This is a genomic window from Streptomyces griseoviridis (genome assembly GCF_005222485.1).
Lineage (GTDB): Bacteria > Actinomycetota > Actinomycetes > Streptomycetales > Streptomycetaceae > Streptomyces > Streptomyces hintoniae.
Genome location: NZ_CP029078.1, coordinates 6,841,568 through 6,866,486, shown reverse-complemented (window position 1 = coordinate 6,866,486; position 24,919 = coordinate 6,841,568). Strand labels below are relative to the sequence as shown.

Sequence of the window (24,919 nt, the reverse complement as noted above, 5' to 3'; positions counted from 1 at the left end):
GTCGGTTCCGGGGTGTGGGTGGGTGCCTGGCGGGTGGGTGAGGCGTGCGTGCCGGTACGAAAATATGCCTATTGATGCCTTTATGTTCGTACGGTGATCATTCGAGTACGCCATGTAGCCGCCGCCTGTGTACTCGGCGCCGCGCTCACCGCCTGCGGCGCCCCCGCCGCGCCCACCGCCGCCCGCCCGGCCCCCACCTCGGCCTCCGCCGACACCTCGCGCCCGCCGACGCTGACCCCGGGCGCCGGCGGCCTCACCCCCGTCTTCACCAACGGCCCCCGCACCGGCGACAAGACCGTCGCCCTCACCTTCGACGCCGACATGACCGCAGACGAGGGCCCCAGGGCGGCGGGCGGCGAGCACTTCGACAACCCGCAGCTCATCTCGACGCTGCGCACGCTCAAGGTGCCCGCCACCGTCTTCATGACCGGCCGCTGGGCCGAGGAGTACCCGGCCGAGGCCCGCTCCATCGGCGCCGACCCCAACTTCGAGATCGCCAACCACTCCTACAGCCACTACGCCTTCACCGGTGACTGCTACGGCCTGCCGAGGGTGGCGGCCGACCGGATGACCTCCGACGTGGAGCGGGCGTACACCGCCTTCCACAAGGCCGGGGTCGCCCACCCGATGCCGTACTTCCGCTTCCCCGGCGGGTGCTACGACCGCCAGGTGCTGAAGACGCTGGCCACGACCGGCGTCACCGCCGTCCAGTGGGACGTGGTGAGCGGCGACGCCTTCGCGACGGACTCCGACGCGGTCGCCCGGCAGGTCCTCGAAGGCGTCAAGCCGGGTTCGGTGGTCGTCATGCACTGCACCCGCAGCGCGGCGCCCGCCACCGAGCGGGCGGTGCGCGCGATCGTGCCGGAGCTGCGCGCCAAGGGCTACCGGTTCGTGAAGGTCTCCCAGCTGATCGGTGCCGCGGCGACCGGGCGCTGACGGTCGTCGGCGGGGCGGGCCCCGGGTGGCCCGCCCCTTAAGGTTGTCCGATGTGAGCACTGATTCCGCCGCCCCCGGTGACAGCCCCTTCCAGACCGACCGCACCCCTCGCGACGAGGCCCCGCAGTTCGTGCTGCCGCTCGTCGTGCGGATCGAACGGGACGCGCCGCCCGCGCGCACCGACGCGCTGGAGACCGCCGCTCGGGCCGTGCTGACGATCCTCGACGACCCGCGTTCGACGGGCGACGGCGAGTGGGCCGAGGCGATGCGGGACTGGCAGGACGCCCGCATCCGCAAGGTCGTCCGACGGGCCCGCGGCGCCGAGTGGCGGCGGGCCGAGGCGCTGCCCGGCATCACGGTCACCGGGAAGTCGGCCGAGGTGCGGGTGTTCCCGCCGGTGCCCCTCGACGGCTGGCCCAAGGACCTGGCCAAGCTCCAGGTGTCCGGCACCGAACTGGCGGACCCCGAGCCGCCGGCGCCCGCCGATCCGTCGGGCCCGGTGATCTGGTTCAGCCCCGAACTCGACATGTCGGCGGGCAAGTCGATGGCCCAGGCCGGCCACGGCGCCCAACTCGCCTGGTGGGAACTGTCCCAGGAGGAGCGGACCGCGTGGCGTGACGCCGGCCACCCGCTCGCCGTCCGCACCGCCACCCCCGCCCACTGGGCCGAACTCGTCGACAGCGGGCTGCCGTTGGTGCAGGACGCGGGGTTCACGGAGATCGCCCCTGGCAGCTGGACGGTGGTGGCGGACCACCCGGCGCTGCGCTGATCCTTCCGCCGTCCAACCTCAAATGTTCCTCTGAACGCGCCGCGTACGGGGTTCGCCCCGGGGAACCGGGGCCATAACCCCCGTCACTGACGAAAAGGGCGGCACAGGGAAGCCGAGGTGGGGGGGGACGATGGCGCGACCGGGGGCACTGGGGGCGGGGATCGGCTGGCGGCCGGAGATCGCGGACGCCGTGGAGCGGATGCCGGGGATCGACTGGGTGGAGGCGGTGTCCGAGAACGTCTGCCCCGGGCATCTGCCCGACTCGCTGCTGCGGCTGCGCGAGCGCGGGGTGACGGTGGTCCCGCACGGCGTCTCGCTCGGGCTCGGCGGCGCGGACCGGCCCGACCCGCAGCGGCTGACGGCGCTCGCGGAGCGGGCCGAGGCGCTGGGCTCGCCGCTGGTCACCGAGCACATCGCGTTCGTCAGGGCGGGCGGACCGCTCACCGCGTCACCGCGCCTGGAAGCCGGGCACCTGCTGCCGGTACCGCGCACCCGGGACGCGCTCGACGTGCTGTGCGAGAACATCCGGATCGCGCAGCACGCGCTGCCGGTGCCGCTCGCCGTCGAGAACATCGCCGCCCTCATCGCCTGGCCGGGCGAGGAGATGACCGAGGGGCAGTTCCTGTACGACCTGGCCGACCGGACCGGGGTACGGCTCCTCATCGACGTCGCGAACCTGCACACCAACCACGTCAACCGCGGCGAGGACCCGGCCGACGCCCTCAGCGAACTGCCCCTGGAGGCCATCGCCTACGTCCATGTCGCGGGCGGCGTCGAACGCGACGGCGTCTGGCACGACAGCCACGCCCACCCGGTCCCGCCCCCGGTCCTGACCATCCTCACCGACCTGGCGTCCCGGGTGGCACCCCCGGGAGTCCTCCTGGAACGCGACGAGAACTTCCCCGACCCGGCAGAACTGGAAGGGGAGTTGACGGCGATACGCGCGGCGGTGGAGAGGGGCCGGAGGTCACGGAAGGCAACCGCACGGCCGGCCGCGGCAACGGAACCGACAGCACAACGCCCCACGGAACGGCCGGCCGCGGCACAGACCACAACACCCCTCACCCCCACCCCCTCCCCCAATGCCTCCGCCGCCCCCTCCAGGCAGCGACTCGCCGTGGCGCAGGCGGCGTTGCTCTCGGCGCTCGTGGGCGGGACGCCCGTGCCCGAGGGGTTCGACCGGGTGCGGATCGGGGTGCAGGCGCGGGCGCTCGCCGCGAAACGGGCGGACGTCGTCGGGAAGATCGCGCCTGAACTGCCGGTGATCCTCGGGGAGTCGTACCGGACCGCCTTCGTCGGCTACGCGCAAGGGCACCCGATGACCGGCGGATACCGGCGGGACGCGCTGGACTTCGCCGAACACCTGCTGCGCGCCGGAGACACCGGAGACATGGGGCATGTCGGCGACCCGGCGGTGCGCGGCGCGCTGCGGGAGTGGTGGCTCGACCGGTCGGGTCCCGCGCCCAGGTCTCCCAGGTCGGAGCGCCCGGCGGCGCGGCTGGCGCGGGCCACGCGGAGGGTGCTGCTCGGGCGATGAGCGAGATGTGACCCTTCGCCCCCTGTAGGGCACTCCGGGCGGACGCGGCGGTAATATGCCCACCCGCGCCACCGGAGCACACTGGTGTGCGATGCCGTGCCAGGAGGCATCCCATGCGACCGCGACCCCCGATCACCGGCCGAGGACTCTTCAGCGGCACCGGGCTCATCCTCGTCTGCCTGACGGCGACGCTGCTCGCGCTCGCCTTCCCGATCTGGTCGTACGCCGACCGGTCGGGAACCGGCGCCGAGGTCCTGAAGTCGCAGACGGTACCGACCCGGTACGGCCCGCTGACCGCTCTCGACCGTGACTTCGTGGTCAAGGTCAGGCTGGCCGGGCTGTGGGAACTCCCGGCCGGTCAGCAGGCGGAGCAGAAGGGCACCACCGAGGCGGTGCGGACGGCGGGGCGGCATCTCGTCGAGGGGCACACCTTCCTGGACGCCCGGGTGCGTGACGTGGCCGCGAAACTGGACCTCGCGCTGCCCAACCAGCCCAACGACCAGCAGCGGGAGTGGCTCTCCACCCTGGACGCGGCCCAGGGCGTCACGTACGACGAGCGGTTCGCCAACATCCTGCGGCTGGCGCACGGCCGGGTCTTCTCGGTCGTCGCGCAGGTGAGGGCGGCCACCGGCAACTCGCTGGTACGGGCGCTCGCGGACGACGCCAACGCCACGGTCCTGGACCACATCACGGTCCTGGAGGCCACGGGGTACGTCGACTTCGACGCACTGGCCCGGGACCTGGCGGCCTCGGCGACAGCCCCGCTGACACGCCCCCCGGGCCCACCGGGCCCGACCCCGAATCCGGGCACAGCCGTCCCACTGACGCCCACAGGCACACCGACATACGCCCTACCACCGGCGGCATCCAGCCCGTTGCCCGCGCTGACTCCGGAGGGGTGAGCGGGGTTTCGGGTGCAACGCGACGCGCCGGACGTACTGCCCGCGTGCACCGACAGCCAAGGGGCCGCCTGCCGTGCGCCCTGTTCGGCGTCCACCCGAGTACGCAATCTGGTGGTCGACACATGACGTGGACTACCGGGGGTGGACGGTGGGCGATTGGAAGCAGGGGAAGTGCGGTTGGCCGACGACGGCCAACCGTCGCTGCCAGAACAAGACGATGAAGGGCACGTCGCGCTGCTACCTCCACCAAGGTGACTGGACGAAGCGCGGCCAGGCCGAACTCAAGAAGCGAACGAGCAAGCGCGACAAGAAGTGAGCCGGCCAGGGGGCGCCGCAGGGCGAAAGCCCGTCCCTAGTCGCTTCGGGGCGAAAGAGTGGTGGTGACTTCTCAGGCGGCAAGGTGTCGGCGACGTCGACAGGGAGCGAGGCGCCCTCTCGGAACCACTCGACCCGCACCAGCCAGGGCTCTTCGGACCGCCCGTAGCGGATCGCTTTGGTCACCAGTTCCGAGACCATCAGCACGCAGTCTTCGACAGAACAGGCCGCGCCGTAAGCGGCGATGAACTTCCGGAACCAGTGGCGGGCCCGAGAACAGACTCCGGGCCCGGATGCAACGCCATTGCCCTGATCGACCCGGGCAACGGCGCCGAGGGCATCACACGCCAACTCCAAGACCTGATCACCCACCTCCGGCCGACATCGATCGATCTCCTGGACGTCGGCGGCGACGTACTGGCCCGAGGCGACGAGCCGATCCTGCGGAGCCCGCTGGCGGACTCCCTGACACTCGCGGCGTGCGCGCAAGTGGGCGCGTCCGTAAGCCTGTTGGTCGCGGGACCCGGCCTGGACGGCGAACTGCCGCACGAGGAGCTGAGAAAGCTGCTCGGCCCGGTGATCCACACCTTCACTGCGGAGGACACCGAACCGATCGGCGCGGTTCTGGACTGGCACCTGTCAGAGGCGACAGGCATGCTGACGGCGGCCGCCCGGCACAGCACGAAGCCCCGATGTGGCGAATCCTCGACGCCACGCGAAAAAACACGGTGTCGCCGTCACAGGTCAGCAAAGCATCCGCAGGCGAGGTGAAGCACGGCGGAGGAAGCTGCCAACTGTGCGGGCGGACCTGGCTGACTCGAGGGGACTGATCTGCTTCGATCCTCAGCGGAGGCGGCTCAGGCCCTGAAACCGGCAGCAGGCAGCGGGAAGGTGTGTCGGTCCCGCAACCTGAGCTGCGCAGCGTTGCGATCGCCTGTCCACGCCTTCCCGCTCCCTGCCATGATGAGCCAATGCCCGAATTCGGTTGGCCAGTCCGCTCTCTACTACCGGCCTCGACTGACGTCGACCGAAGCTGGCCTGCAACGGTCTCCGCGCTGCCTCTTGGCACCCACGTCAATGGACGAGTCATCGGCCGGCAACCGTTCGGGGTCTTCCTCCTCCTCGACGGCCTGCCTGACGCAGTCGGCCTTGCCGAGATCTCGGCCATGCCTCACCACATGGAGCTGCCCGCCCTGGGCGCCACCGTCGCCGGCGAGGTGATCCAGCACGCCGACCACAACCACCAGGTGAGGATCCGCCTCGACGAATGGAACCTGACCGGCTGATCACCTGATGTGCCGCTCAGCCCCGCGCCCCGCGGCGCTCGCTCGGGGGGGGGTGCCCTGCCCTTCCGCTTCGCCCACTCCCCCTCGTCGGCCGCGCCCCCTCCCGTTCGCGCCGGGGGCGCACAAGGGGCATTGGTGGCGACACCCGCGAGTGGTGCTTGCCTTCGCCTCGGGTCGGCCGAAACATCCCTTCTGTTGCCACCGTGCACCGAAGGGACACGCCATGAGAGCCCCCGCCCTCTTCACGGCCGCCGGATCGCTGCTGCTGACCACGCTCGCCGTCGCCCCGGCCGGCGGCTCGACCGTCGTCCCGGGAGCCGCGGAGCTGCGCGGTGCCGCGGTCGCGGTGGCCAGAGCCGCCGACGCGGGCGTCACGTTCGGCGACTGCGCCGACGCCGCGGAACTGCCGGGCAGCCTGCGCTGCGGCACGGTCTCGGTGCCGCTCGACTACGCCCACCCGGCCGGCAAGCAGATCCGACTGACCGTCAGTCAGGTGCCGGCCACCCACAAGGACCCGCGCAACAGCAAGCGCCGGGTGCCCCGGCAGGGTGCTCTCGTCCTCAACCCGGGCGGCCCCGGCGCCTCCGGCCTGTACTACCCGCTGATCGGCCTGCTCCCTGAGTGGAAGCGGATCGGCGCCGCCTACGACCTCGTCGGGTACGCCCCGCGCGGGGTCTCGCCCTCGGCGCCGCTCTCCTGCCAGGACCCCAAGCGCTTCTTCAAGGGGCCCGCGCAGGCGCCCGCGCACCCCTCGGAGTCGTACAAGCGGGAGCGGATCGCGCAGGCGCGGGCGTACGCGCGCGGCTGCGCCCAGCGCGCGGGGAAGGCGCTGCGGTTCTACACCTCCCTCAACAACGCCCGCGACCTGGACGTCGTCCGGGCGGCGCTCGGTGAACGGCAGCTGACGTTCATGGGATCGTCGTACGGGACCTACTTCGGGGCGCTGTACGCCACGATGTTCCCGGCGCACGTGCGGCGGATGGTGTTCGACGCGGCCGTCGATCCGGACCCCGGGCAGATCTGGTACCGCAACAACCTGGCCCAGTCGGCCGCGTTCGAGAGCCGCTGGACGGACTTCCGGGAGTGGATCGCGCGCCACGACGACGTGTACGGGCTCGGCGACACGGCCGAGAAGGTGCGGCGCAGCTACGAGAAGGCCCGCGCGCGGCTGGCCGCCGAGCCGGCCGGCGGGACGGTGGGGCCCGCGCAGTTGCAGGGCTCGTTCCTGTCCGCCAGCTACTACGACACCTACTGGCCGCACCGCGCACAGGCCCTGTCGGACTATCTGAAGGGCCGGCCGAAGCGGCTGATCGAGCAGGCCGGGCCGCGTCAGGAGGACGCGGCCGAGGCGGAGAACGCGAACGCGGTGTACACGGCCGTCGAGTGCAACGACGCGCCCTGGCCGAAGGACTGGAAGGTCTGGGACCGGGACAACACCCGGCTGGCGCGGGTGGCGCCGTTCGTGACCTGGGACAACGTGTGGATGAACCTGCCGTGCGCGTACTGGCCCGCGCCCCGGCAGCGGCCCTTGGACGTGCGGACCGGCCCCGGCGAGTTGCCGCCGACGCTGATCCTGGCGGCCGAGCGGGACGCGGCGGCGCCCTATCAGGGGGCGCTCGAACTCCAACGGCGTCTCTCGGGCGCGGTGCTGGTGACCGAGCGGGACGCCGGGACCCACGGCATCGCGGGCGGTCCCAACCAGTGCGTCAACGGCTACCTGGACGCCTACCTGCTGGAGGGGCGGGTACCGGAGCGGCGGGCCGCCTGCACGGGCCGCGCGGAACCGAAGGCGACACTCGCGCCGTGACCTGACGGGACCGGACAGGGGTGACCTGACGGGACCTGACACACCGATGCCCCGTGTCCTCCTGCGAGGGCGCGGGGCATCCCTGTGTCAGGCGAGGCCTGCGACGAGGTCGCCGATCTCCTTGCGGCGGCCCGTGTAGAACGGGACCTCCTCGCGGACGTGCATCCGCGCCTCGGAGGCGCGGAGGTGGCGCATGAGGTCGACGATGCGGTACAGCTCGTCGGCCTCGAACGCGAGGATCCACTCGTAGTCGCCGAGGGAGAACGAGGCGACGGTGTTGGCGCGGACGTCCGGGTAGCCGCGGGCCATCTTGCCGTGGTCGGCGAGCATCCGGCGGCGGTCCTCGTCGGGCAGCAGGTACCAGTCGTAGGAGCGCACGAACGGGTAGACGCTGACGTAGTCGCGGGGCGTCTCGTCGGCGAGGAACGCCGGGATGTGCGAGCGGTTGAACTCGGCGGGGCGGTGCAGCGCCATGTTCGACCAGACCGGTTCGAGGGCGCGGCCGAGCCGGGTGCGGCGGAAGAGGTTGTAGGCCTCCTGGAGCTGGTCGCTGGTCTCCGCGTGCCACCAGATCATGAGGTCGGCGTCGGCGCGCAGGCCGGAGACGTCGTAGGTGCCGCGGACGGTGACGTCCTTGGCGGCGAGCTGGTCGAACAGCTCCTGGACCTCGGCGGCGTAGCCCGCGCGGTCGGCCTCGCCGGGAAGCACGTCCTTCAGCTTGAAGACGGACCACAGGGTGTAGCGGATGGCCTCGTTGAGGTCCTTGGCCAGCTTGCCCTTGTTCGGGATCCGCTCGGGGGCGGTGGTGGGAGCGTCGTCACTCATGCGGCTATTCTCCCGCCGCGCCCGGCGCGCTCGGCACCGGGTCGGCGGTGACCCGCGGCACACCGGTGACCTGGTCCACGGCCGCGTAGGCGCTCGCGACGCAGGCCGGGATGCCGACGCCGTCGTAGGGGGCGCCGCAGACGGCGAGGCCGGGCAGGGCGGCGACGTGCGCGCGGACGCGGGCCACGCGCGCGTGGTGGCCGACCGGGTACTGGGGCAGGCCGTCGGTCCAGCGGGTGACGCGGGCCGCGACGGGGGTGGCGGTCAGGCCGGTGGCCTCGCGCAGGTCGTGGCGGGAGACGTCGACCAGGCCGGCGTCGTCGCGGTCGAGGATCGCCGTCTCGCCGTAGCGGCCGACCGAGGTGCGCAGGACGAGCAGGTCGGGGTTCTCCTCGTCGATCCAGGCCCACTTGCGGGAGGCGAAGGTGGACGCCTTGATGGTGCGGCCGTCGACGGGCGGCACCAGGAAGCCGCTGCCGTCGGGGAGCGCGGTGCCGGCCCGCCGGTAGGCGAGGGTGACCAGGGCCATGGAGGCGTACTCGACGGCGGCCAGTTCGGCCGCGGCGGCGGGCGCCTCGGCGCGCAGCAGCGTGGCGGCGGCCGGGGCGGGGACGGCGACGACGACGGCGTCGGCGTCGGCGTGCAGGACGCGGTCGCCCGCGACCACCCGCCAGGTGGGGCCGTCGGCTCCGGCCGCCGTGGTCCTGCGCAGTTCGGTGACGGGGGTGCCGGTGAGGATCTCGGCGCCGCGCGCGCGGACCGACGCGGCGACGGCGGGCGGGAGGCCGCCGACGCCGCCTCTGAGCCCCATGAAGACCGGGCCGGTCTGCGGAACGGTCGCGGTCGCGGTCCGTGCCTGGATCTCGCGGACCGCCTCGGTGAGTGAGGTGTGGCTGAGGGCGGCGCGGTAGAGCTGCGGGACGGCGGAGCGCAGCGAGATGCGGTAGGCGTCGCCCGCGTACACCCCGCCCAGCAGGGGTTCCACCAGCCGGTCGACGACCTCGCGGCCGAGGCGGGCGGCGACGTACGCGCCGACGGCGATGTCCTCGCCGACCTCGGTGCGCGGCAGGTCGGCGTCGCGTTCGATGCGGGCGAGGCCCTCCTCGGTCAGCAGGCCCGCGAGGGCGGCGGCGGTGCCGGGTACGCCCATGACGTGGCCCTTGGGCATCGGGCGCAGGGCGCCGCGGGTCCAGATCGACGCGGTCGCGGTGGCCGGCGGCTGGAGGGCGTCGGCGAGGCCGACCTCGCGGGCGAGGGTGATCGCCTCCGGTCTGCGGGCCAGCATCGACTCGGCGCCGAGGTCGACCCGGGCGCCCGCGATCTCGCCGGTCAGCAGCTTGCCGCCGACCCGCTCGGACGCCTCCACCACCGTGACCCGCGCGCCGCGCTCCAGGAGCCGGTGCGCGGCGGCGAGCCCGGCGATGCCGGCTCCGACCACGACGACCCGCCGGGGCTTGGTACGACTCTCCACTTCGCGCATGCCCCCAGCGTCTCAGACCGCACTGACAGCCGGTCGGCGGGCCGGTGCCCTGAACGGGTCCCGGTGCCCCGGAGGGGTCCTGGCGCCCTGGACGAGTCCCGATGTCCCGGTGCCCTGGACGAGTCCTGACCGTGATCGCATCGGGACCGAGGGGGTCCAACGTTTCGAGGGGACCGGGCGTCAAAGGTGCGTCAGTCGGTCACGAGACCCTCGGGGGTACTTCCACGATGCGTACACGACGTTCCGTCCGTCCCGTTCACGCCCTGTCCGGGCTGCTGCTGGCCGCCGCGCTCGCGCTGGCCGGCTGCTCGGCGGGCGGCGACTCCTCCGCGGGCTCGGCCGCGGACGCCGGGCAGGGCGACGCGAAGGCTGCCGCGCCGGACGCCGGGCAGGGGAACGCGAAGGCGGCCGTGCCGGGCGGCGCGGCGGCGAGCGGCTCGCCGAAGCTCCCGGCGGACCGCGTCATCCGCACCGCGTCGCTGACCGTCCAGGTCGAGGACGTGGACAAGGCCCTCGCCCAGGCGCGCGCGGCGACCGTGGACGCGGGCGGCTACGTCGGTGAGGAGACCACCGACCGGGACGAGGAGGACCACGAGCGGACCAGGGCGGTCCTGCGGGTGCCGGTCGAGAGGTACGACGCGGTGCTCGACGGGCTCCAGGGCGCGGGCCGGCTCATCGAGCGGACGGCGCAGGCGCGGGACGTCGGCGACCAGGTCGTGGACGTGGAGAGCCGCATCAGGTCGCGGCGGGCCAGCGTCACCCGGGTGCGGGAGCTGATGGACCGGGCGACGAAACTGAGCGACGTGGTGGCCCTCGAAGGCCAGTTGAGCGACCGGGAGGCCGATCTCGAGGCGCTGCTCGCCCGGCAGGCGTCCCTGAAGGACCGCACCAGCCTGGCGACGATCACCCTGGAGCTGACGGAGACGCCGGTGCGGAAGACCTCGCACGAGGCGGGGTTCCTCGACGCCCTGGCGGGCGGCACGTCGGCGCTGGGGCTGACGCTGCGCTGGGTCGGCCTGGTGATCGGCGCGGTGCTGCCGTTCGCAGTGGTGGCGGGGCTGGTGGCGCTGGCGTGGCTGCGCCTGGTGCGTCCGGCGCTGCGCCGCCGTCCCGGCCGTGAGACGGTACCGTCCGCGCAGGTCACCTCGGCCGTCCCGCCGGCCGGGCAGGTGCCGTGGACCGGTCCTCGGCAGGACTGACCCGGGGCCAGGCCCGCGACCGCCTGCATGATCCACACGACACGGCCTAGCGTGGGCCCATGGACAAGCAGACCGGGAAGACGGTTCGGGAGCGGCTGGTCGTGATCGGCGGGGACGCCGCGGGCATGTCCGCGGCGTCGCAGGCCCGACGGCTCAGGAGTGCGGACGAGTTGGAGATCGTGGCGTTCGAACGGGGCCGTTTCAGCTCCTACTCGGCGTGCGGGATCCCGTACTGGGTGGGCGGCGACGTGACGGAGCGGGACGCGCTCGTCGCGCGTACCCCCGAGGAGCACCGGGCCCGTGACATCGACCTGCGGATGGGCACCGAGGTCACGGAGATCGACGTGGCGCGGCGGCGGGTACGCGCGCGTGACGTCGCGTCGGGCGACGCGTCCTGGACGTCGTACGACAAGCTGGTGATCGCGACCGGGGCCAGGCCGGTGCGGCCCGAGCTGCCCGGGATGGACGCGGCCGGGGTGCACGGGGTGCAGACACTGGAGGACGGTCAGGCGCTGCTCGACACGCTCACGCGCACGCGTGGCAGCCGTGCGGTGGTCGTCGGGGCGGGCTACATCGGCGTGGAGATGGCCGAGGCGCTCCTGAAGCGCGGCTACGAGGTGACGGTCGTCAACCGGGGCAGCGAGCCGATGGCGACCCTGGACCCGGACATGGGCCGGCTGGTGCACCGGGCGATGACCGACCTCGGCATCACGATGGTCGACGACGCCGAGGTCACGGAGTTGCTGACGGACGGGGACGGCCGGGTGCGGGAGGTGGTCACGGCGGACGCCCGCTACCCGGCGGACGTGGTGGTGCTGGGCATCGGGGTGCGTCCCGAGACGTCGCTCGCGGCGGCGGCCGGGCTGCCGCTGGGGGCGCACGGCGGGCTGCTGACCGACCTGGCGATGCGGGTGCGCGGCCATGAGGACATCTGGGCGGGCGGCGACTGCGTCGAGGTCCTCGACCTGGTCTCGGGGCAGGAGCGGCACATCGCGCTCGGCACCCACGCCAACAAGCACGGCCAGGTGATCGGGAGCAACGTCGGCGGCGACTACGCGACGTTCCCCGGCGTGGTCGGCACGGCCCTCAGCAAGGTGTGCGACCTGGAGATCGCCCGTACCGGGCTGCGTGAGAAGGACGCCCGCCGGGTGGGCCTGCGCTTCGAGACGGTGACCGTGGAGTCGACCAACAGCGCGGGCTACTACCCGAACGCGGCCGTCATGACGGTGAAGATGATCGCCGAGCGGCGCACCGGGCGGCTCCTGGGTGTGCAGATCGTCGGCCGCGAGGGTGCCGCCAAGCGCGTGGACGTCGCGGCGGTGGCCCTCACGGCCCGGATGACGGTGGAGCAGATGACGGCGCTCGACCTCGGGTACGCGCCTCCGTTCTCGCCGGTCTGGGACCCGGTCCTGGTGGCCGCCCGCAAGGCGGCGGTGAAGGTGCGGGGGACGTGAGGCTCACGCCGTCCCGTTGATGCGTTCGATGGCCTGGCGGGCCTGTTCGGCGGGCGGCCGGGGCGGCAGCGAGGAGACGGAGGCGGGCGGGGGCGTCACCGCGGTCGGCTGCTCGCCCGCCGGTTTGGCGTGCGCGGCCGGGCGGGTGGAGCGCAGCCGGTTGCTCACCGCCTCGTCGAGGGTGACCGGCCGCTGCATCTGGGACGCGAGCCGGCCGGCCTCCTGGCCCAGCCTGGCCACGTCCTCCCAGGGCAGCCTGAGCACGAGCGCGATCTCCGCCTCGCCGTCGGGCAGCGCCTGCATGGTGGGGGTGACTCGGTCGTTCATCGTCTGATCCTCACGTCGTCCCCACGGCACGCCTTCCCCGGGCCGCGGGCGGTTGAGGAGACATACGCACAGGCGGACGCGGGCGTTCACCGGTTCGCCCGGCGCATCGCGGGCAGTACTTCCGTGTGGTCATACCCGTCCATGACGTCAACCCCGTGCGCCGCACCCCCTATGTGACGTATGCGCTGATCTTCGCGAACGTCCTGGTGTTCCTGTACACGCCCGGCCTGGCCGGTTCCGTGGCGGGCGACAGCGGGCTGTCGCAGATGTGCCATCTCCAGGGGTTCCTCGACCACTGGGCCATGGTGCCGCGGGAGTTGATCCACGATCAGCTGCCGCGGCTGGTGCCGACCGGCGAGGTCGGTGCCGGGGCGCACGGCGCCGGGTGCGTGGTGGCGCCGCCGACGTACGACAAGTCGCCGCCGCTCTCGGTGTTCACCGCGATGTTCCTGCACGGCGGCTGGCTGCACCTGCTGGGCAACATGCTGTTCCTGCTGATCTTCGGCAACAACGTCGAGGACCGGATGGGACACGTCCGGTTCGCGCTGTTCTACGTCGTCTGCGGCTACGCGGCCTCGTACGGCTTCGCGCTGCTCAACGCCGACTCGGGCGACCCGCTGATCGGCGCCTCGGGGGCGATCGCCGGGGTGCTGGGCGCCTATCTGGTGCTGTACCCGCGGGCCCGGGTGTGGGTGCTGGTGCCGTTCCTGGTGTTCCTGCCGCTGCGGCTGCCCGCCTGGCTGGTGCTGGGCTTCTGGTTCGTGCTCCAGGCCGTGTACTCGTCGGGCGAGGGCGTCTCGACCGCCGGGACGGTGGCGTACCCGGCGCACGTGGTGGGCTTCCTGGCCGGGATGCTGATCGCCTGGCCGCTGCGTCCTGGCACGCCACCGCCGCCCGAGCCGCGCGGCCTGCTGTTCGGCAGGCGCGCGCGGGCCCGGCACTCCTGGTGAGGGCTATCCGGCCGTCTGCTCGTGGACGTACTCCACGAGCCGGGTGAGGGCGTCCGGGTCGGTCGACGGCATCACGCCGTGGCCGAGGTTGAACACATGGCCTTCGAGTCCTGCCGCGCTGTCCAGCACCTCGCGGGCCTTGGCGCGCACCGCGTCGGCGCCCGCGAACAGGACGGTCGGGTCGAGGTTGCCCTGGAGCGCCTTGCCGGGACCGACCCGGCGGACGGCGTCGTCGAGCCGTACCCGCCAGTCGACGCCGACGACGTCCGCGCCCGCCTCGCCCATCAGGCCGAGGAGTTCGCCGGTGCCGACGCCGAAGTGGATGCGGGGGACGCCGTACCCGGCGACCGCGTCGAACACCTTGGCGGAGGCGGGCAGCACCGAGCGGCGGTAGTCGGCGGGGGCGAGCGCGCCGGCCCAGGAGTCGAAGAGCTGGACGGCGCTCGCGCCGGCCTCGATCTGCACCTGGAGGAAGACGCTGGTGATCTCCGCGAGCCGGTCGAGCAGGTCGGCCCAGAGCTCGGGGTCGCCGTACATCATGGCCTTGGCGTTCTCGTAGGTCCGCGAGGGGCCGCCCTCGACGAGATAGCTCGCGAGGGTGAACGGCGCGCCGGCGAACCCGATCAGCGGGGTGGCGCCCAGCTCGCGGGTGAGCAGCCCGATCGCCTCGGTGACGTAGGAGACGTCCTCCGGGGTGAGGTCGCGCAGCCGCGCCAGGTCGGCCCGGGTGCGCACCGGCCGCTCGACGACCGGTCCGACGCCGGGCTTGATGTCGAGGTCGATGCCGATGGCCTTGAGCGGGACGACGATGTCGCTGAAGTAGATCGCGGCGTCCACGCCGTGCCTGCGCACCGGCTGGAGCGTGATCTCGGTGACCAGCTCGGGCCGCATGCAGGACTCCAGCATCGGGACGCCCTCGCGCACCTTGCGGTACTCGGGGAGCGAGCGCCCGGCCTGGCGCATGAACCAGACGGGAGTGTGCGGCACGGCTTCCCGACGGCATGCCTTGAGGAAGGCGGAGTCGTAGGTGGCGGACGGCGGCTGGCCCGTGGGGCGGTCGTTGACACTCACGGGAAGAGTCTCCCACGCGCGCGGGGGCGCCTTTCGACCCCGGTGCGGGAGGAATTATCGACGTGTCGACCTTTCGCCGTCGGTGACCTCGACGGGCCGGGGTGTCTGGCCCGTACGGGGGCGCGGGTCCCCTAATCTTCCCGCATGGCTGCGGCACAGGGACGACTGTCGGACAACCGAAAGGACGGCATGGGGGAGGACGAAGGACCCGGAGACGGTACGGCACCGCCCGCGTTCAGGACCGCGGTGGAGGCGTTGCGGACGGCGCGGCCGCGGCCCCAGATCGAGATCGAGCCGACCCGCGCCCCCCAGCGCCTCGCGCCGTACGCGTACGCGCTGGAGGCGACCGTCGTGGACGGCGACGAGGATCTGGCGGACGGCCGGCTGGTGCTGCTGCACGATCCGGCCGGGCACGACGCCTGGCAGGGCTCCTTCCGGCTGGTGACGCTGGTGCGCGCGGAGCTGGAGCCGGAGATGGCCGCCGATCCGCTGCTGCCCGAGGTCTGCTGGTCGTGGCTGACCGGCGCGCTCTCGGGGCGCGGTCTGGCGTACGGGGAGCCGAGCGGCACGGTCACCCGGGCGAGTTCGCACTACTTCGGCGGGCTCTCGGAGCGCCAGGCGACCTCGCAGATCGAGATCCGGGCCTCCTGGACGCCGCGGGAGGGGTCCGGCGGGGTCCCTGACACGGCGGGGCACCTGATGTCCTGGTGCGACCTGCTGACGCAGATCGGCGGGGTGCCGCCGGCCGGTCCCGGGGACGCGTCGGTCGTCACGCTGCCCCAGCGGCGGGGACCTCAGTCGCGGTGACCGGACTATTGACCGTCTCTTTGTCGATACGGCCACTTTCAGTCAGTCATCAGCCTCGAACGAACCGATTCGCGCGCCGAACGATCGATCGCGTGTCCGAATTGTACTAATTGTTACTCACTAGATCGTGATCTTTCTCTAAAGGACTCCGGGTTCGGTGCCGAAGACGTCTGTGACCTTCAAAGCCGTCCCGCACCCCAGGAGGCCTGGTGTCCGTTCTCCTCGAGCAGCCCGCAAGCCTGGTCGCCTACCGCCCGAACAAGCCCACCGCCATGGTGGTCGTGGCCGACCCCCGCGTCCGTTCCACCGTCACCCGCCACCTGTGGGCGCTCGGTGTGCGCGACGTCATCGAGGCCTCGTCCGTCGCGGAGGCTCGTCCCCGCATCGGCAACCCCCGCGACATCTGTGTCGCCGACGTCCACCTGCCCGACGGCTCCGGCCTGACGCTCCTGTCGGAGACCCGCGCCGCCGGCTGGCCCAACGGCCTCGCACTGTCCGCCGCCGACGACATCGGCGCCGTCCGCAACGCCCTCGCCGGGGGCGTCAAGGGATACGTCGTCACCGGCACCCGCACCAACGTCGGGCTCCCCACCCGGCCCGGGGCCGCGCCCATCGGCGCCGGTCCCCGGATGCACCGCCGCCCCCCGGGTGCTCCGAGCCACCCGGGCGGCTACCGCGAGCTCTCCGGCCGTGAGGTCGAGGTGCTGCGCCTGGTCGCCGAGGGCCAGTCGAACAAGGCCATCGGCGTCTCGATGGGCCTGTCCGCGCTGACCGTCAAGAGCCACCTCGCCCGCATCGCGCGCAAGCTCGGCACGGGCGACCGCGCCGGCATGGTCGCGGTGGCGCTGCGCACCGGCATCATCCACTGACGAACCCCCGTTCACGGAGGTGAACGGCGCCCGCACCCGCTCTCTGCCTTCCCCGTCTTCCCTGCCTTCCCCGTCTTCCCCGTCTCCCCGCACTCCCTGCCCCCTCCCGCACCCCCCGTGAACCGGATGTTTCACCGAGCTGACTGGTTTGCGACCCCTTGGCGCCCGTCGACGGAACGTTACGTCGACGGGCGCTGTCCATACACAGATAGTCTTGACAGGTGACCGACGCCCAAGAGACCGCAGCAGACAGCTCACTGCGAACCGCCGGAGGCGCACCTCCGGACGGCGGATCCTCTGATTCGGGTACCCCGGATCCCGCGCCGGGCCCGGAGCCCACACCCCTGCTCGAACCCCGCGAGGGCATTCCACCGGTGGTCGCCGACGCGGACGCCCTCGCCGAGGTGATCGCCGCCTTCGCGGCCGGCACAGGACCCGTCGCCGTCGACGCCGAGCGCGCCTCCGGCTACCGCTACGGGCAGCGCGCCTACCTGGTGCAGCTGCGCCGCGCCGGTGCCGGGACGGCCCTGATCGACCCCGTCGGCTGCCCCGACCTCTCCGGACTCGGCGCCGCCCTCGACGGCGTCGAATGGGTGCTGCACGCCGCCACCCAGGACCTGCCGTGTCTGCGCGAGATAGGCATGGTGCCCACCCGTCTGTTCGACACCGAGCTGGCCGGACGGCTCGCCGGGTTCCCGCGGGTCGGTCTCGGCGCGATGGTCGAGGGCGTCCTCGGCTATGTGCTGGAGAAGGGCCACTCCGCCGTCGACTGGTCGACCCGTCCGCTGCCCGAGCCGTGGCTGCGGTACGCGGCGCTCGACGTGGAGCTGCTGGTCGACCTGCGGGACGCGCTGGAGAAGGAGCTGGACCGGCAGGGGAAGCTGGAGTGGGCCAGGCAGGAGTTCGACGCGATCGCGTCGGCGCCGCCCGCCGAGCCGCGCAAGGACCCCTGGCGCCGTACCTCCGGCATGCACAAGGTGCGGCGCAGGCGGCAGCTGGCCGTGGTGCGCGAGCTGTGGGAGACCCGGGACCGGATCGCGCAGCGGCGCGACGTGTCGCCCGGCAAGGTGCTGGGGGACGGCGCCATCGTGGAGTCCGCGCTCGCGCTGCCCGCCAACGTCCACGCGCTGGCCGCGCTGAACGGCTTCGGGCACCGGATGGGACGGCGTCAGCTGGAGCAGTGGCAGGCCGCGGTGGACCGCGCGAAGGCGCTGCCGGACAGCGCGCTGCCGCAGCCGGGGCAGCCGGTGACGGGCCCGCCGCCGCCGCGCGCCTGGGCAGACAAGGACCCGGCGGCCGCGGCCCGGCTGTCGGCCGCGCGGGCCGGGGTGTCCGCGCTGGCCGAACGGTTCAATCTGCCGCAGGAGAACCTCATCACGCCGGACACCGTGCGACGGGTGTGCTGGGAGCCGCCGCGCGGGGCGGACCCGGAGACGGTCGCGGCGGCGCTCACCGCCTACGGGGCCAGGCCCTGGCAGGTGGAGCTGGTGACGCCGGTCCTGGTGGAGGCGCTGGCGGCCCAGGCCGCCTGACGCGGCGCGCGCGGCGATCGGCCCGGCGGGTTCGGGGTGGTTCGCGCGGTTTCGGGGGTGGGAACCGGTCAGGCGGTTCCCCACGCCCCTGCCGGGGTCATCTCGTCGCTCCCCTCATGAAGCCGTTGTAGATGAAGCGCTGGAGGCAGAGGAAGACGACCAGGGTCGGGAGGATGACCAGGATCGCTCCCGCCGAGATCGTCTCCCAGTGGGCGCCGAACGGGCCGCGGAAGCGGAACAGCGACGTCGAGATCACGCCAAGGTCCTCGGACGGCATGTAGAGGAACGGGATGTAGAAGTCGTTGTAGACGGCGATCCCCTTCACGATCACCACCGTCGCCACCGCGGGCCGCAGCAGCGGGAAGATGATCGTGCGGTAGATCCTGAACGCGTTCGCCCCGTCCAGGCGGGCCGCCTCGTCGAGGGAGGTCGGGATGGACCGTACGAACTGCAGGAAGATGTAGATCGACACGATGTCCGTGCCCATGTAGAGCGCGATCGGCGCCCAGCGGGTGTCGAACATGCCGAAGCTGTTGACGATCTGGAAGGTCGCCACCTGGGTGGTCACCCCGGGGACCAGCGCGGCCAGCAGGAACAGCGCCACCACCAGCTTCTTGAGGCGGAACCGGAAGCGGTCGATCGCGTACGCCGTCATCGAGCCGATCAGGACCGTGCCGCCGATCGCGAAGACCAGGATGAAGGCCGTGTTCGCGAAGGACAGCAGCATGTGGCCGTCCCTGAACGCCGTCACGTAGTTGTGGAGGTTGAGCGGGTCGTCGGGCAGGGTCAGGGCGCCGCTGTCGTCGGCCATCTCCTTCGGGGTCTTCAGAGACGTCAGGAAGACGACGCCCAGCGGCAGCAGCACCACGACGGCCGCGCCGATCAGGGACAGGTGGACGAGGGCGCGGAGGGCCGTTCTGCGGGTCATACCAGGTCCACCCGGTCGTCGGGGACCAGGCGCCGCTGGAGCCAGGTGACCGCCAGGATGATCAGCAGCAGCACCACGGCGGCGGCGGACGCGAGGCCCGTCTTGTTGAACTGGAAGGCGAGCTTCACGGTCTGGATCACGAACGTCTCGGTGCCGGTCGCGCCGCCGGTCATGATGTACGGGATGTCGAAGGCGGAGAGCGAGCCGGAGATCGACAGGATCACCGAGAGGGTCAGCACCGGCCGGATGCCGGGGGCGATGATGTGGCGGAACTGCTGCCAGCGGTTGGCCCCGTCGAGTTCGGCCGCCTCGTACAGCTCCCCCGGGATGGACTGGATCGCGCCCAGGAACAGCACGAAGCTCAGCCCCGTGTAGCGCCACACGGAGACGCCCGCGAGGGAGACGTTCGCGGAGACCGGGGTGCCGAGCCAGGCGTGGTCGGGGTGCCGGCCGAAGAGCGCGAGGACCGAGTCGAGGGTGCCGCCGTCCTGGAAGAAGTAGAGGAAGACGAACCCGATCGCCACGCCGTTGATCAGGTACGGGAAGAACAGCAGGCCCTTGAAGAAGGTGCGGAAGCGGACGTCGAAGCTCAGGACCGTCGCGAAGTACAGGCCGACGGCGATCTGCACCACGGACGCGGCCAGGTAGTAGCCGCTGACGAAGAACACCTCGAACAGCTCGGGCCGGGTGAGGAGTTCGGTGTAGTTGCCGGTGCCCGTCCAGCGCAGCTCGGGGCTGACCCCGTCCCAGTCGGTGAAGCTGTACGCGACCATGTTGACGATCGGCGCGTAGGTGAAGACGGCCAGCAGCGCGAGCGGGACGAGGAGGAAGAGCCAGGGGGTGACGCCCCGCCACAGGCGGGCCCGGCGCGGGGCGGGGGCGGCCCGCGCGGGTTCGGCGGCGAGGCGCGCGGGCGCCTCGCCGGTCGCGGTGTCCGTCATCGGGACTCCACCGTGCGGCGCGCGTCGGCCCACCGCTCGCCGAGGCCGCCGAGGAAGCCGTCCAGGTCGCCCTTGCGGGCGCCGCGGGCGAGGTCGACCAGGTCCTGGCGGTAGTCGGGCTTGTAGATGCCGATCTCGGACTGGTCGTCGATCTCCTTGACGGCGGCGCCCTCGGTGTCGTCCAGTTCGATGAAGGTGACGCCCTGGTCCTCGTAGGGCTTCAGGACGGTGGGCAGGGGCGCGTCCTTGAGCGGGGAGACGGCGAGGTTGTCGGCGGCGTAGCCGGATCTGTCGGTGAACCAGTCGAGCCAGGCGCGGGCTGCCGCCTTGTGCGGGGAGTGGACGTTGACGGCCTGGTTGTAGTCGGGTCCGACGACCGCGCAGAACTTCCCGTCGACCTGGGCGGGGAACGGCATGAAGCCGATGTCGGCGGGGTCGGTGCCGGCCTGCCGCGCGGCGTCCTGGAACTGGATGACGGCCCAGGTGCCGAGCCACTGGGTGGCGATCTCGCCCTTGGCGAGGCGGGGCTTGGACGCCTCCCAGTTGGTGGTCGTCGGGTCCTTCTCGGCGAGGCCCTGGTGGACGATGTCGTAGAGCAGGGTGTCGCCGACGCGCAGGTCGGCGCCGCTCGCCCAGGGGTCGCCCGTGGCGAGCTTCGTGGTGGCGCCGGTGTCGCAGCCGACCGAGCCGTCGACGTAGGTCCAGGAGGTCAGCGGCCACTGGGCGGCGAAGTTGGTGTAGTAGGGCACCGCGTCGGTCTTCGCCTTGATCGCCTTCAGGTCGGCGAGGAACTCGGCCGGGGTGGTGGGCCACCGGGTGACGCCCGCCCGGCGCCAGACCTTCTTGTTGTAGACGAAGCCCGGTGTGACGCCGATCGGGCTCTGGCCGTAGACCTTCCCGCCGACGTCGGTGAAGCCGGTGAAGCGGTGGGTCCTGGCGCGCTCGGCGGTGCTGCCGAGGGAGGCGAAGAACTTCGGGTAGTCGTTCTTCTTGATGACGGCCGGGATCAGCAGGACGTCACCGTAGTTCTCGGTGTTCATCCGGATCTTGACCTCGGCCTCGTAGTCGGTGAGGGCCTCGAACTCGACCTCGACCTTCGGGTACGTCCGGTTGAAGGCCGCCGCGTACTTCTTCATCGTGCCGTCCTGCACGAGGTCGGTGCGCTGGGTGAGGACCTTGATGGTGCCGCTCACCGCGGCCGGGTCGGTGGGCGCGTCGGCGCGGGCGCCCTTGGCCGAGCCTCCGGTGCCGGTGCACCCCGAGGCCAGCAGGGCGGCTCCCAGGGCGAGGGCGAGGACTGTACGGCGGTGCATGTGCATCAGCTCCGTTCAGGGGACGGACGAGCACGAGCGGGTTGGCTGATTCGGCACTCTGACAGCGCTTTCTGAACCGGTAAAGTCCCTATTTCGCCAAGGCTGAACAAGAACTGACCGGTGCTGGACTTGAACGGTTTAGGAGTGCGGATGCTGGAGGCGACACCGCTCACCGAGGGCTGGGTACTGCTGCACGAGGGAGCCGCCCTGCCGGCCGTGGTGCCGGGCTGCGTGCACACCGACCTGCTGGCCGCGGGGGTGATCCCCGACCCCTTCATCGGACGGAACGAGACCGAGGTCGCGTGGGTGGGGCGGCGCGAGTGGAGCTACCGGACACGGCTGAGCGCGGACTCCGGGGCCGAGCAGACCGACCTCGTCTTCGAGGGCCTGGACACGGTGGCGGAGATCCTGCTCGACGGCAGGCCGCTGGGCGCCACCCGGAACATGCACCGCTCCTACCGGTTCGACGTGACGGGGCTCTCCGGCCTGCTGTCCGTGCGGTTCGCCTCCGCGTACACCGAGGCCGAGGCGGTCCGCGACCGGCTCGGCGAACGCCCCGCCGCCTACGCCGAGCCCTACCCGTACCTGCGCAAGATGGCCTGCTCGTTCGGCTGGGACTGGGGGCCGACGCTGGTGACGGCCGGAATCTGGCGTCCGGCGCGCCTCGAGCACTGGTCGACGGCCAGGATCGCCCGGGTGCGCCCCTTGGTGACCGTCGAGGACGGCGCCGGGGTCGTCGAGTTGCGGATCGACGTCGAACGGACCCGTATCGAGGCGCCGTTGGCCGTCGAGGCGACGGTCGGCGGGGTGCGGGCGCGCGCCGGGATCGACGGCTCCACCGGCACCGTCCGCCTCGAACTGCCCGACGCCCGGCTGTGGTGGCCGCGCGGCTACGGCGAACAGCCGCTGTACGACGTCGAGTTGACGCTGCTGCACGGGGACGAGGCGCTGGATCGATGGCGGCGCCGGATCGGCTTCCGCAGCGTCGTCCTCGACACCTCGGCCGACGCCCGCGGCACCGGCTTCACCCTCGTGGTCAACGGGGAGCGGCTGTTCGCGCGGGGCGTCAACTGGATCCCGGACGACGTGTTCCCGTCCCGCGTCGACCGCGACCGCTACCGGACCAGGCTGCGGCAGGCGGCCGACGCCGGCGTCGACCTGGTGCGGGTCTGGGGCGGCGGGATCTACGAGAGCGAGGACTTCTACGACGCCTGCGACGAGTTCGGGCTGCTGGTCTGGCAGGACTTCCCGTTCGCGTGCGCCGCCTACCCGGAGGAGCAGCCGCTGCGCGCGGAGGTGGAGGCCGAGGCGCGGGAGAACGTGGTGCGGCTGATGCCGCACCCCTCGCTGGTGCTGTGGAACGGCAACAACGAGAACCTGTGGGGGTTCAGGGACTGGGGCTGGGAACCGAGGCTCGCCGGGGAGTCCTGGGGCGAGGGGTACTACCTGGGGCTGCTGCCGCGCGTGGTGGCCGAGTCGGACCCGACCAGGCCCTACACGGCGGGCAGTCCGTGGTCCGGTTCCTGGGAGCGGCACCCGAACGACCCCGACCACGGCACCCACCACTCCTGGGAGGTGTGGAACCGCGTCGACTACGCCGACTACCTGCTCGAAGTGCCGCGTTTCGTCGCGGAGTTCGGCTGGCAGGCGCCGCCCGCCCACGCGACGCTGCGGCGGGCGCTGCCCGGTGAGGAACTCGACGCCGACTCCCCCGGCATGCTGCACCACCAGAAGGCCGACGACGGCAACGGCAAGCTGGCCCGCGGACTCGCCCGCCATTTCGCCCTGCCCGAAGGGGACTTCGACCGCTGGCACTACCTCACCCAGGTCAACCAGGCCCGTGCCGTGGCCGCCGGGATCGAGCACTGGCGCGCGCACTGGCCGGCCTGCGCGGGCACGGTGCTCTGGCAGCTCAACGACTGCTGGCCGGTGACCTCCTGGGCGGCGATCGACAGTGACGGCCGGGAGAAGCCGCTCTACCACGAGCTGCGGCGGCTCTACGCCGACCGGCTGCTGACGCTCGGGCTGCGGCCCAGGGGCTTGGTGCTCGCGCTGGTCAACCAGGCGGCGGGGATGTGGAGCGGGGTGGCGCGGCTGCGGCGGATGTCGGTCGACGGCACGCTCCTCGGGGAGCGGGAGGTGGCGTTCCGGGCGGCGGGGCGCGGGGTCGCCGAGGTGTCCGTGCCGACGGAGCTGACGCCCGAGGGGGCGAAGGAGTTCCTGGTGGCCGACGCGGACGGGCTGCGGGCCCTGCGCTTCGCGGCACCCGACCGTGAGATCCCGTATCCGCGCCCGGAGTTCGACGTGACGGTGGCGCCCGGCCTGGTGACCGTGGTGGCCCGCACCCTCGTCAGGGACCTGCTGCTCCAGGCCGACAGGCTCGACCCGGCGGCGCGGGCCGATCGCGGTCTGGTGACGCTGCTGCCGGGTGAGGGGGTCACGATCGGCGTGCGGGGCTGGGAGGATCCTGATCCCGACGCCGCCCGCGCGGCCCTGTACTGCGTGGAGAACGGCCGATGACGACCGCCCGCGTCACCATCAAGGAGGTCGCCGCGCGCGCCGGGGTGTCCAAGGGCGCGGTGTCGCTCGCCTTCAACCACAAGCCGGGGCTCTCCGAGGCGACCAGGGAGCGGATCTTCCAGGCGGCGCGGGAGCTGGGCTGGGCGCCCAATCCGACGGCGCGGACACTGGCCGGGTCGCGGGTGGACGTGGTGGGGCTCGCGATCTGCCGGCCGGCCAGGCTGCTCGGGCTCGAACCGTTCTACATGGAGTTCGTGTCCGGGGTGGAGAGCGTGCTGACCGAGCACTCCTGCTCGCTGCTGCTGCGGCTGGTGCGGAACGTGGAGGAGGAGGCCGGGCTTCTGGAGACCTGGTGGCGGTCGCGGCAGATCGGCGGCTCCATCCTGGTGGACTTCCGGGCCGACGATCCCAGGGTGGCCGTCGCCGAGCGGCTCGGGCTGCCCGCGGTCGCGGTCGGGCATCCGTCGCTGACCGGGCGCCTGACCAGCGTGTGGACGGACGACGCCACCGCCGTCCGGGAGGCCGTGCGGTATCTCGGGGCGCTCGGGCACCGCAGGATCGCCCGGGTGGGCGGGGCGGCGGCGCTCGGGCACACGGCGATCAGGACGGCCGCGTTCGACGAGGCGGCCGGGGCGCTTGAGCTGGCCGGGGCCTGGCAGGTCACCACGGACTACTCGGGCGAGGCGGGGGCGCGGGCCACCCGGTCGCTGCTGGCGGCCGGGCCCGCCGACCGGCCGACGGCCATCGTGTACGACAACGACATCATGGCGGTGGCGGGGCTCTCGGTGGCCGCCGAGATGGGGCTCTCGGTGCCGGCCGACGTCTCGCTGCTCGCCTGGGACGACTCCCAGCTGTGCCGGCTCACCCATCCGACGCTCTCGGCCATGAGCCACGATGTGCACGGGTTCGGCGCCGAGGTGGCGCGGACCCTGTTCTCGCTGGTCCCGGGGGGTGCCGCCGGGTCGCGCCGGATGGACACGCCGGTGCTGACACCCCGGGGTTCGACCGCGCCGCCCGGCGGCTGAGGGGGCCGGACGCGCTGTGACGTTCACCGCTTGGGGCGTCCGGGGTGTGCAGCTACGTTACCGATAAGTAGCATGGGACTGAGCGCATGCTCAGCGCGCGCTCAGCAGCAGTGCCACCCCGCACCC

At 72.5% G+C, this 24,919-nt stretch carries 20 protein-coding genes and 2 pseudogenes; 14 read left to right on the top strand and 8 right to left on the bottom strand.

The genetic code is table 11. The features are described from left to right. The first annotated feature begins 93 nt into the window (after positions 1 to 93). The 4 genes from DDJ31_RS29775 (at position 94) to DDJ31_RS29760 (ending at position 4,144) form a co-directional block, all read left to right on the top strand. Positions 94 to 936, top strand: coding sequence for a polysaccharide deacetylase family protein (locus DDJ31_RS29775; protein ID WP_127177311.1), 843 nt, complete (start codon positions 94 to 96; stop codon positions 934 to 936). 43 nt (positions 937 to 979) lie between these two features. After that, positions 980 to 1,705: a peptidyl-tRNA hydrolase gene (locus tag DDJ31_RS29770; RefSeq protein ID WP_431027002.1), complete on the top strand. Its 726-nt coding sequence runs from the start codon at positions 980 to 982 to the stop codon at positions 1,703 to 1,705. Positions 1,706 to 1,835: 130 nt separating this feature from the next. Continuing rightward, positions 1,836 to 3,242: a DUF692 domain-containing protein gene (locus DDJ31_RS29765; RefSeq protein ID WP_127177313.1), complete on the top strand. Its 1,407-nt coding sequence runs from the start codon at positions 1,836 to 1,838 to the stop codon at positions 3,240 to 3,242. A 113-nt stretch (positions 3,243 to 3,355) separates the two neighbouring features. Next, on the top strand, positions 3,356 to 4,144 hold the full coding sequence (locus DDJ31_RS29760) for a DUF4142 domain-containing protein (protein WP_127177314.1): 789 nt from the start codon (positions 3,356 to 3,358) through the stop codon (positions 4,142 to 4,144). Between the two features lie 237 nt (positions 4,145 to 4,381). Here the strand turns inward: DDJ31_RS29760 and DDJ31_RS40100 are convergent. Beyond that, positions 4,382 to 4,764: pseudogene (locus tag DDJ31_RS40100) on the bottom strand (ATP-binding protein). Here DDJ31_RS40100 and DDJ31_RS29755 point away from each other — a divergent pair. Both DDJ31_RS29755 and DDJ31_RS29745 read left to right on the top strand, forming a co-directional pair. After that, a pseudogene (locus DDJ31_RS29755) lies at positions 4,757 to 5,134 on the top strand (DUF1152 domain-containing protein); the annotation flags it as partial. The pseudogenes DDJ31_RS40100 and DDJ31_RS29755 sit on opposite strands and share 8 nt — an antisense overlap. Before the next feature lie 834 nt (positions 5,135 to 5,968). Continuing rightward, a complete protein-coding gene (locus DDJ31_RS29745) occupies positions 5,969 to 7,552 on the top strand; it encodes an alpha/beta hydrolase (protein ID WP_127177316.1) in 1,584 nt (527 codons plus the stop codon). An 87-nt stretch (positions 7,553 to 7,639) separates the two neighbouring features. On the opposite strand, the gene hemQ is transcribed toward DDJ31_RS29745, so the two are convergent. Both hemQ and hemG read right to left on the bottom strand, forming a co-directional pair. Further along, positions 7,640 to 8,377, bottom strand: coding sequence for a hydrogen peroxide-dependent heme synthase (hemQ, locus tag DDJ31_RS29740; RefSeq protein ID WP_093826761.1), 738 nt, complete (start codon positions 8,375 to 8,377; stop codon positions 7,640 to 7,642). Between the two features lie 4 nt (positions 8,378 to 8,381). Beyond that, the gene (hemG, locus tag DDJ31_RS29735; RefSeq protein WP_127177317.1) at positions 8,382 to 9,857 is read right to left on the bottom strand and encodes a protoporphyrinogen oxidase; all 1,476 of its coding nucleotides are present in this window, start codon (positions 9,855 to 9,857) and stop codon (positions 8,382 to 8,384) included. Positions 9,858 to 10,084: 227 nt separating this feature from the next. Here hemG and DDJ31_RS29730 point away from each other — a divergent pair, with 227 nt between their 5' ends. Both DDJ31_RS29730 and DDJ31_RS29725 read left to right on the top strand, forming a co-directional pair. Next, positions 10,085 to 11,056 (top strand): DUF4349 domain-containing protein, encoded by a 972-nt coding sequence (locus DDJ31_RS29730; protein ID WP_127177318.1) that lies wholly within the window; start codon positions 10,085 to 10,087, stop codon positions 11,054 to 11,056. Between the two features lie 59 nt (positions 11,057 to 11,115). Next, entirely contained in the window at positions 11,116 to 12,510 is a 1,395-nt protein-coding gene (locus tag DDJ31_RS29725) for an FAD-dependent oxidoreductase (RefSeq protein ID WP_127177319.1), read from the top strand. Positions 12,511 to 12,513: 3 nt separating this feature from the next. Here DDJ31_RS29725 and DDJ31_RS29720 read toward each other — a convergent pair whose 3' ends face one another. Further along, the gene (locus DDJ31_RS29720; protein ID WP_127177320.1) at positions 12,514 to 12,837 is read right to left on the bottom strand and encodes a hypothetical protein; all 324 of its coding nucleotides are present in this window, start codon (positions 12,835 to 12,837) and stop codon (positions 12,514 to 12,516) included. Between the two features lie 125 nt (positions 12,838 to 12,962). On the opposite strand from DDJ31_RS29720, the gene DDJ31_RS29715 reads away from it, so the two are divergent. Continuing rightward, on the top strand, positions 12,963 to 13,787 hold the full coding sequence (locus DDJ31_RS29715; RefSeq protein ID WP_127177321.1) for a rhomboid family intramembrane serine protease: 825 nt from the start codon (positions 12,963 to 12,965) through the stop codon (positions 13,785 to 13,787). Positions 13,788 to 13,790: 3 nt separating this feature from the next. Here DDJ31_RS29715 and hemE read toward each other — a convergent pair whose 3' ends face one another. Continuing rightward, a complete protein-coding gene (gene hemE / locus DDJ31_RS29710) occupies positions 13,791 to 14,858 on the bottom strand; it encodes a uroporphyrinogen decarboxylase (protein WP_127177322.1) in 1,068 nt (355 codons plus the stop codon). A gap of 144 nt (positions 14,859 to 15,002) precedes the next feature. On the opposite strand from hemE, the gene DDJ31_RS29705 reads away from it, so the two are divergent. The 3 genes from DDJ31_RS29705 to DDJ31_RS29695 all read left to right on the top strand — a co-directional run bounded on the left by DDJ31_RS29705 (position 15,003) and on the right by DDJ31_RS29695 (position 18,066). Next, complete coding sequence (locus tag DDJ31_RS29705; RefSeq protein ID WP_127177323.1) at positions 15,003 to 15,665, top strand: DUF3000 domain-containing protein; 663 nt, start codon at positions 15,003 to 15,005, stop codon at positions 15,663 to 15,665. 209 nt (positions 15,666 to 15,874) lie between these two features. Then, positions 15,875 to 16,534 (top strand): response regulator transcription factor, encoded by a 660-nt coding sequence (locus tag DDJ31_RS29700; protein ID WP_093826775.1) that lies wholly within the window; start codon positions 15,875 to 15,877, stop codon positions 16,532 to 16,534. A gap of 221 nt (positions 16,535 to 16,755) precedes the next feature. Continuing rightward, positions 16,756 to 18,066, top strand: coding sequence for a ribonuclease D (locus DDJ31_RS29695; protein WP_127177324.1), 1,311 nt, complete (start codon positions 16,756 to 16,758; stop codon positions 18,064 to 18,066). A gap of 97 nt (positions 18,067 to 18,163) precedes the next feature. On the opposite strand, the gene DDJ31_RS29690 is transcribed toward DDJ31_RS29695, so the two are convergent. From DDJ31_RS29690 to DDJ31_RS29680, 3 genes are read right to left on the bottom strand one after another with little or no spacing between them, the layout of a single operon-like run. After that, positions 18,164 to 18,994 (bottom strand): carbohydrate ABC transporter permease, encoded by an 831-nt coding sequence (locus DDJ31_RS29690; RefSeq protein WP_127177325.1) that lies wholly within the window; start codon positions 18,992 to 18,994, stop codon positions 18,164 to 18,166. Next, positions 18,991 to 19,935 (bottom strand): carbohydrate ABC transporter permease, encoded by a 945-nt coding sequence (locus DDJ31_RS29685; protein ID WP_127177326.1) that lies wholly within the window; start codon positions 19,933 to 19,935, stop codon positions 18,991 to 18,993. The genes DDJ31_RS29690 and DDJ31_RS29685 overlap by 4 nt, the downstream gene beginning before the upstream one ends. After that, entirely contained in the window at positions 19,932 to 21,248 is a 1,317-nt protein-coding gene (locus DDJ31_RS29680; RefSeq protein ID WP_127177327.1) for an ABC transporter substrate-binding protein, read from the bottom strand. Before DDJ31_RS29680 ends, DDJ31_RS29685 begins: the two co-directional genes overlap by 4 nt. A gap of 150 nt (positions 21,249 to 21,398) precedes the next feature. On the opposite strand from DDJ31_RS29680, the gene DDJ31_RS29675 reads away from it, so the two are divergent. Continuing rightward, entirely contained in the window at positions 21,399 to 23,768 is a 2,370-nt protein-coding gene (locus tag DDJ31_RS29675; RefSeq protein ID WP_127177328.1) for a glycoside hydrolase family 2 protein, read from the top strand. Beyond that, a complete protein-coding gene (locus tag DDJ31_RS29670; RefSeq protein ID WP_127177329.1) occupies positions 23,765 to 24,793 on the top strand; it encodes a LacI family DNA-binding transcriptional regulator in 1,029 nt (342 codons plus the stop codon). The genes DDJ31_RS29675 and DDJ31_RS29670 overlap by 4 nt, the downstream gene beginning before the upstream one ends. The last annotated feature ends 126 nt before the right edge of the window (positions 24,794 to 24,919 follow it).

What these genes read in the sequence shown, in the direction of transcription:
- hemQ (WP_093826761.1), bottom strand. Translation starts at nt 8,377, where the DNA reads ATGAGTGACGACGCTCCCACCACCGCCCCCGAGCGGATCCCGAACAAG.
- DDJ31_RS29685 (WP_127177326.1), bottom strand. Translation starts at nt 19,935, where the DNA reads ATGACGGACACCGCGACCGGCGAGGCGCCCGCGCGCCTCGCCGCCGAA.
- DDJ31_RS29720 (WP_127177320.1), bottom strand. Translation starts at nt 12,837, where the DNA reads ATGAACGACCGAGTCACCCCCACCATGCAGGCGCTGCCCGACGGCGAG.
- hemG (WP_127177317.1), bottom strand. Translation starts at nt 9,857, where the DNA reads ATGCGCGAAGTGGAGAGTCGTACCAAGCCCCGGCGGGTCGTCGTGGTC.
- DDJ31_RS29730 (WP_127177318.1), top strand. Translation starts at nt 10,085, where the DNA reads ATGCGTACACGACGTTCCGTCCGTCCCGTTCACGCCCTGTCCGGGCTG.
- DDJ31_RS29705 (WP_127177323.1), top strand. Translation starts at nt 15,003, where the DNA reads ATGGCTGCGGCACAGGGACGACTGTCGGACAACCGAAAGGACGGCATG.
- DDJ31_RS29765 (WP_127177313.1), top strand. Translation starts at nt 1,836, where the DNA reads ATGGCGCGACCGGGGGCACTGGGGGCGGGGATCGGCTGGCGGCCGGAG.
- DDJ31_RS29670 (WP_127177329.1), top strand. Translation starts at nt 23,765, where the DNA reads ATGACGACCGCCCGCGTCACCATCAAGGAGGTCGCCGCGCGCGCCGGG.
- DDJ31_RS29680 (WP_127177327.1), bottom strand. Translation starts at nt 21,248, where the DNA reads ATGCACCGCCGTACAGTCCTCGCCCTCGCCCTGGGAGCCGCCCTGCTG.
- DDJ31_RS29690 (WP_127177325.1), bottom strand. Translation starts at nt 18,994, where the DNA reads ATGACCCGCAGAACGGCCCTCCGCGCCCTCGTCCACCTGTCCCTGATC.
- DDJ31_RS29760 (WP_127177314.1), top strand. Translation starts at nt 3,356, where the DNA reads ATGCGACCGCGACCCCCGATCACCGGCCGAGGACTCTTCAGCGGCACC.
- DDJ31_RS29725 (WP_127177319.1), top strand. Translation starts at nt 11,116, where the DNA reads ATGGACAAGCAGACCGGGAAGACGGTTCGGGAGCGGCTGGTCGTGATC.
- DDJ31_RS29675 (WP_127177328.1), top strand. Translation starts at nt 21,399, where the DNA reads ATGCTGGAGGCGACACCGCTCACCGAGGGCTGGGTACTGCTGCACGAG.
- DDJ31_RS29745 (WP_127177316.1), top strand. Translation starts at nt 5,969, where the DNA reads ATGAGAGCCCCCGCCCTCTTCACGGCCGCCGGATCGCTGCTGCTGACC.